The 6,080-nt window shown below is 46.3% G+C and carries 4 protein-coding genes; all 4 read right to left on the bottom strand.

What is annotated here, in order from left to right; all coding sequences use genetic code 11:
* Window positions 1-1,011 (bottom strand): TolC family protein (locus tag RRY12_12310; GenBank protein MEG2185455.1); only part of this gene is annotated, 1,011 nt, incomplete at its 3' end.
* The gene (locus RRY12_12305; GenBank protein MEG2185454.1) at window positions 1,008-2,351 is read right to left on the bottom strand and encodes an HlyD family type I secretion periplasmic adaptor subunit; all 1,344 of its coding nucleotides are present in this window, start codon (window positions 2,349-2,351) and stop codon (window positions 1,008-1,010) included. The genes RRY12_12310 and RRY12_12305, both read right to left, overlap by 4 nt.
* On the bottom strand, window positions 2,335-4,560 hold the full coding sequence (locus tag RRY12_12300; protein ID MEG2185453.1) for a type I secretion system permease/ATPase: 2,226 nt from the start codon (window positions 4,558-4,560) through the stop codon (window positions 2,335-2,337). Before RRY12_12300 ends, RRY12_12305 begins: the two co-directional genes overlap by 17 nt.
* A 15-nt stretch (window positions 4,561-4,575) precedes the next feature.
* Complete coding sequence (locus RRY12_12295) at window positions 4,576-5,988, bottom strand: calcium-binding protein (GenBank protein ID MEG2185452.1); 1,413 nt, start codon at window positions 5,986-5,988, stop codon at window positions 4,576-4,578.
* Window positions 5,989-6,080: the final 92 nt, after the last annotated feature.

Raw genomic sequence — 6,080 nt, 5'->3', positions numbered from 1 at the left:
CTTCGCTTTGTTAATCTCGGCGTCTATCTTTCCTCCATCAAAAATCATCCACTGTAGATCTAGCTGCACATACCATTCTCCGTTTGCAAGCGAGTTTGCGTCCTCGTCTGAGTTCAAGCGTCCAGAAAGAGATATTCGGGGCGCCTTTTGTCCCCGTGCCGCTCTCACTAAATATTTTGCTCTTTTTGAATAGAAACCATATACCCGCATTTCGGCACGTTGTGTCAGAGCCAACTCCGTGGTGTTGGCGGCCACTGCATAATGCGGCGGGGAAAGATCGTCAATTTCCTCCTGAGAAATTGCCTTTAGAACCTTTTCTTTATCCACTGCTGTGCCCACGGCATGTTCAAGCGTTGTCCAAGCGACTTCCAGATTGCTCTGTCCCGTGACAATATCAAGCTTGCTCTGGTTTACGGATACCTTTACTCTCAATACATCACCGCGAGAAGCCATCCCGCCTTTGAACAATGATTCTGCCTGCCGCAGATGTTCTTCAGAGAGATGAAGTGCCTCCTTCGCTACTTGTAACTGCGCCATTGATCGAAGGCAGTCAAAGTAAGCCCTCCTAACGTCGTGAAGGACTTCCTGGTATCCGCGGGAGCCTTCAGCGATTTGTGCCGCAAGAACCATTTGTGCCGCAAGCCTATTCGCAACCAAAGAACCGCCAGCGTATAATGTCTGGGAAATGTTTAGTAATGCGTTTGTTTCCTCTTTATCCCTGCCGTATCTGATCTCGTCGTTTGCTCTTGCGGTGCCGCCCACGGCAAGTTCGGGACTGAATTCCGCATATGCCTTATTCAGGTCTGCTTTTGCCTGATTGATCCTTTCGGAGACAACGGACATTGTCGCGTTTTTCTGTGCCGCCAACTCCAAAAGCCAAGGCAGTTCTGCGTATGCAAACGTTTCCGCAGCCTTGTCCGCGAAGGCCGGAACACACTGCAAAGCGAAAATCAACAAGCATACAAGAGAGCGAGGCCTTCGAATTGCACCGTTAATGTAAAAGCCTGTCATCTTTCTCTCAGCCCCTCATTTGTGTATCGGCGGAAGGTATCAAGGAAATATTCGATAATACGTTTTTGCTTAATTTTTATTTCGCCAGTAACCGACATACCGGGTAATAGTGGCGCTTCGCGGCCGTCGATTAGATACGAATCACGCGAGCTGATCAGATAAACCTGATAGATCAATCCTCTTTTCTCATCGTCTTTTGCGTCGTTGGCAACAGTTTTTACTGTGGCCTCAAGCGTACCGTAGCGTTGAAATCCAAAAGTGTCGACTTTCACCTCCGCTGCTTGCCCTGTGAATACGAAACCTATATCTTTATTTTCAAGCCACACCTCAAATTCCACACCCGCGTTATCGGGAACTATGAGCATCAAGGCCTGCGCAGGCTGCACCACCGCCCCCTCCGTATGCACGGAAAGCTGCTGTACCGTACCGTTGATAGGAGAGACGATGCGGCTCAGGCGGTGTTTTTCCTCCGCCTTGACCAGCTCCTCCTCGACCGCTTTTAACTGCCGCTCATTTTCCACGATTCTGGAGTTGATCTCCGTGTACCATTCATCTACTACACGCTTTAATTCCATTTCGGCTTCCTGTACGATGTGACGATTACGTTCAACGTCCGCTCTTTGAGAAAGCATATTCTGCCTTACCTCTATTTCTTGCTGCACGTATTTTTGATGTTCAAAGAGCGTGATTGTGCCGTCTGAAACAAGTTCTTTCGTCCTCTTCATTTGCTCGGAGGCTATAGGCAACATGGAATAATATTTCTCATACTGCTTTGTGGAATTTTCCAAATTGGCTTTAGCTGCCAATATCTGCTGTTTCAAGGCGCTGCTCCGGGCGCTGAATTCCCTGCGCCTGCTGAGCGTCAGCTCCTGCTGTAAGAACGCCTCTTCTTTCAGATTTATATCTGTCGGCGGGGACAAGTACGTGCCGTCTTTCTCGGAGTAAAGGCGAGCAAGATCTAATTTAAAAAAGTCGCGCTCTTTTCTGTATCGATCCATATCCGCTGCGGTCAAAACGGTATCCAATTCTATAAGGACGTCTCCTGCCTTTACCTTAAAACCGTCTGAAACGTGAATCTTTCTCACAATCCCTTTATCTTCCGCCTGAACGACCTTCGTATGTCCGGAGGGAATCACTTTGCCGGACGCGACCGCAACCTCGTCAACATGCCCCAAATATGACCAAGCCAGTGCAATAAAAAACAAGACGACAATCCAGACGATCATCCTGCCAATCGGCGAAGGAGGCGTCTCCACGATTTCAAGGGCGGCAGGGAGAAATTCAAGTTCTTGCCGGTCTCTTATTGTTGAACCGCCCTTCGCCTTATGCTCTGCCGCCATTGCCGTTCCTCCTTGCCGGTAGGTCTAGTAACGCTTGCTGGCTGTGTAAAAAGCTATATAAGCCCTCGGTACGTAAGAGCTCCAGATGCGTTCCCTTCTCGATGATCCGTCCTTTATCCATTGTGATAATACAGTCTGCGTTCTGCACTGTGGAGAGCCTGTGAGCGATGATAAAGACAGTCCTGTTTTCACATATCTTTTTGAGATTGACTTGAATGATACGCTCGGACTCATAATCTAACGCACTAGTGGCCTCGTCGAGTATCAGTATTCTTGGATCGGTCAACAACGTCCTGGCTATCGCGATTCGCTGGCGCTGTCCACCTGAAAGCGAAGCCCCCCTCTCTCCAACCTGCGTATCGTAACCGTCCGGTAGTTCAAGGATAAACTCGTGTGCTCCCGCCAACCTCGCAGCGTTGATCACCTGCTCTAGCGAAGCTGCTGTGTCAACAGCGGCGATATTATCTCGAATACTTCCGGCAAACAGGAAATTTTCTTGCAGCACAACACCAATTTGCCGTCGCAGCCAGACGGGATCTACCTGTGACAGGTCAATGCCATCGATCAGCACGCGTCCTTGCTGAGGGACGTAGAAACGCTGAATTAACTTTGACAAAGTACTTTTTCCAGAGCCAGACCTCCCGACGATGTCGATGTCATCCAATATGGGCGGACCGTCGAGCCGATAGCGGAATGAGACATGATCAAATGTAACCTGGCCTTTGATTCGTCCCAATGTGCTTCTTCCCGGAGAACTGTCCAGCTCGCCAGGGAAGTTCAACACGTCGCCTAGACGCTCTATAGATACACTTACCTGTTGAAAATCCTGCCACAGAGTGGCAAGACGAATGATGGGTTCGGTTACGCGTCCGGATAGCATCTGAAAGGCAACCAACTGCCCCACCGTAAATTCCCCCTTCATTACCATTGTCGCGCCGAAAAAGAGAATTGAGAGGCTGGATAACTTTTGTATCATCCGCGCCGCGCTCCCTGAAACAGAACTTAAGAACCCGGCGCGAAAAGACGCCGTAACGTAGTTAGAAAGCAGTCCCTCCCATTTCATGTTGAGTTGTGGTTCAATGGCCAGACTTTTTACCGTCTGAATGCCGGTGATCGTCTCAACCAGATACGACTGAGATTCTGCATTGCACGCAAATTTAACGTTAAGTCTAGCGCGGATGATGGGAGTGACAAAGACGGACAAGGCAATAAAAAATGGGAACGCCAGCAACGAGATCAAGGTAAGTTTGGGGCTGTAGAAAAACATCACGGCGATGAAAATTACGGTGAAGATCAAATCTAAGACAACTGTAAGGGCCGTCCCCGTCATGAATGAGCGTATAGTCTCCAGTTCGCGAACTCTTGCGATAGTTGTTCCTACAGTACGGTTTTCAAAAAATGGCACGGGCAGAGATAATAAGTGCTTGAACAGTTTCATTCCCAATATTACGTCGACTCTGTTCGTAGTGTGTTTGAAAAGATATGTTCTGCTGACGTCGAGCGCCATTTCAAATACAGCGATCAGAACCAGTCCTATTACAAGAATGTGAAGCGTAGAGACTCCTTTGTGAACCAGTACCTTATCGATTATTACCTGCGTAAACAACGGAGTGATCAGGGCAAATAGCTGCAAGAATAAAGAGGCGATAAATACTTCGAGCAGATGGTTCTTAAAACGTAAAATCACAGGCAAGAACCAACTGATGTTGAACTTTCTCCCTGCTTCTTTAACCGAAAAACGTTTTTTCAGAGGTATAATCTGACCTTCCCATTGTTTAACAAAGTCTTCATATGACATAAGCAGCGGCTTATAATCCTTTGGATTGAACAGAAGCAGACGCGCCGGCGCAATCTTTTCTGCCTGAGCGGCATCTTCTCCCTTTGGATAATCAAGGCGTATCAGCAAGTATGTCCTATTGCTTGGGAAAAGCAAAATTGCGGGTTTTGGGTAAAAATCCAGCCTATCCGGTTTGATATTTAATAACGCGGCCTTCAAGCCTATTTTCTTGGCCGCACGAAGCACTGTTATTGACACAGGCGTGGCGTCTGTGCAGGGAAAAGCTCTTTTCAGCCCTTCAAGTTCTACTGGCAACCCGTGCATTTTTGCTGCGGTCGTAAGACAGGTAAGCGCCAGATCTATAGACGATACGGAGCCTTTCGGCTCCGTATCGTTAATGGGAGGTTCCATCTGTTCTGTGATGTTTTTCATATTCTATGTCTGTTATTAGGCGGTCTTTCTCTCGTCTTCCAGAAGCAACTCGCCGCTCACGCTTGCGGAAACTCCTACTGGGTTACTGTCGTAAGCCGGTACATAGCCTAGCGATTCACAGACCTGTTCGCTGCAATCGCCATTCAGATTCATGTCGGCGATTGCAATGTCCATTACGGCTCTGTCAAGTTGGTAGTTTGAAGTGCTACGACTGGTGGCGTGCGAAGTTTGATCTGGGGCAGGTGTCAGATCAACCAACATTGCTTCGATCTCAGAGAGAGTCCATACAGTGTTAGTATCATCGAATATAACTTCAGACATCACATATGTTCCGCCAACTACTGACGCAAACCAGTTCTGCACCGTTACGCTCCCTCTGTTCTCACTCAGTGTAAATACCAGATCATCAGAACTACGCGATAACGTTATCTCGCTGGGGTGGATTCCTGATGTAAAAACCAATTTATTGGTCTCTCCGATAAGCGCAACATCTGCTATCGTATCGTTGCCTTCATTTGGCGCATAAAGATAAACATCATTTCCTTCCCCACCTTGAAGCAAATCATTCCCTCCAAAGCCCTCGAGGATATCATTGCCAGTTCCACCAACAATGATGTTATTTGCGTTATTCCCACGAATTAAGTCAGCGCCAGATGTTCCTGATACTGTTGTGTCACCTGAATTCGCTCGGATTGAATTATAGGTACTTCCATCGCCATAGATAGTTACAGCGAAAAAATCATCCACTTGGGATACAGTTGTAATATTTGCTTGGTTTAGTGCATTTATAACACTTTCAAACAGCACTTGGTCTGTACCTGATAACGAGTTATAAAACTGAGCTGTTAATTTCAAAGCGTTTGCTACTTCCGTATTGGAAAATAAAACGCCATTATCAGTAAAATACCGTCTGGTCATGATTGTCGTTCCAAAATTCTGTAAGGATTCTTGTACTTGTTCGTTTGAATCTAAATACATAGTTTGACGCAATTGATCAAGCGAAATTTGCCCGGAAGCATAATTGTTAGCTGCTGTTTCTACTGCTGGTGGAATACCCAATCTCTTATAAAAATCAACCATAGAGTTTAGCCCAAGCATACTACATATTTCTTGGGTGGAATAATATGGTCCAATTAGATTCCAGTACCTCTGATACCATTGCGATTGAGCTTGATCAACAATTGCTCGTGCTTTGTCAACAATTGAAATTCCTGATTCGAGGTCGGCTGCGAATGATCTTGCGTTAAATGCCAAGGTAAGTAAGCCCGTATAACTTGGGAACATACTGGTTGTTTGGTTTTGTGCTGCTAACCAAAACCAACCCTCAATATTAGTAGGGACACCTGTGCTTCCAATATAGGTATTGATATAGAAATCTCGCACCTTTGTTTTAAACTCTCGAATATTTACATCAAGTGAATTGGGCATTTTGACCCCTCCTTAAAACATTATTACTGTGTAGTAAAAATTGTAATTATTATTGAATATTCTCTTATCAATATACTATCATGTTTACTTAT

The organism is Cloacibacillus sp. (assembly GCA_036655895.1).
Taxonomy (GTDB): Bacteria; Synergistota; Synergistia; order Synergistales; family Synergistaceae; genus JAVVPF01.
This window is presented reverse-complemented; position numbering and strand designations above follow the sequence as displayed.